At 65.9% G+C, this 1,107-nt stretch carries 1 protein-coding gene; it reads right to left on the bottom strand.

The genetic code is table 11. The annotated features are described in order from the left end of the window. On the bottom strand, window positions 1-822 hold an 822-nt coding region (locus D571_RS0113475; protein WP_038047310.1), incomplete at its 3' end, for a cache domain-containing protein. Between the last annotated feature and the right edge of the window lie 285 nt (window positions 823-1,107).

Here is a 1,107-nt window from a genome sequence, read left to right as displayed (position 1 = left end):
GTAATCGCTGCGGTCCACCATCAATTCCAGCACGCCCACCGGCTCGCCGGAGAAGTCCTCCACCGCACGCCCGACCACCGCCATCGGGCGGCCGTCGTAGCGCACGTTCCGCACCAGTTCCTCGCCCTCCATGACGCGACGCATCTCCTCGGAGGAGAATGCCGAATCGGCGTCGATGGTGCTGCCAAAGACCTCGAATCCGGCATCCCGGTCGAGATGCACCGCGACCGGGGAGCCCGTTTCGGCGGTGAAGGCCTCGAAGAAGGCATCGTCGAACGCCATGCCGAACTCCAGAGAACCGATATGCTCGCCCTCGTGCGCCACCGGAACCATGCCGCGGATCCCGATGCCGAACGGTCCCTCTTCCAGACCGGTGATCGGCGCGCGGGTCCGGTTCACTTCGACGATCGTGCGGCGGACATCGGACAGGTCGTCACCGTAGTTGTCCGGGCTGTGGGTGCGCAGGAACGAGGTCGCCGGCGGGGTATGGAAATGGTACTGGCGGACCCCGTGGTCCTCCTGCAGCCGGTCAATACCGGGCTCGGTCAGTTCCAGCAGCCGTTCCCGGTCACCGTCGGCGAACGCCTGCCGGATCACCGGGATCTCGGCGATCGCCCGGGCCATGGATTCGCCGCGCTGCGCCTCCTGGTCCAGCTGGCGCAGCAGGAGCTCGCTCAGGTCATTCAGTTCGCGCTGTTCCGCGCGATCGGCCATGTTGCCGAGGCTGTTAATCACAACCACCAGTGTGAGGACCACCACCGCCACCACGACGAAGGTGACGCCCCCCATCAACCGGGTCCCGATCCGAATATTCCTGAGCATGCCTTTCCCCTCCGGGTGTCTGGTTCGGCCGTTGCCATGTCAGCATTTCCGAAAATACTAACGGCGGCGATCCCGAAAACATGACCCCGACCTGCCGCCGTCACGAAAGTCCGTATTCCGGCCCCGGACAAGCCCCCGCGGGTGCCGCCATGCCCGGCAACCGCGGTTTCCCGATCAGACGCGGAAGCGTCCCACCCGCTGCTGCTGCTCGGAGGCCAGTTTCGACAGTTCCTCCGAGGCATTCGCGATCTCGCTGGAGCCGCTCGCCGTCTCGTCCAGCACCTG

Origin of the sequence: Thioalkalivibrio sp. ALJ24, from assembly GCF_000377785.1 — a bacterium.
GTDB lineage: Bacteria > Pseudomonadota > Gammaproteobacteria > Ectothiorhodospirales > Ectothiorhodospiraceae > Thioalkalivibrio.
The sequence above is the reverse complement of the archived record's forward strand: the minus strand, read 5'-3'. Positions and strand labels throughout refer to the sequence as shown.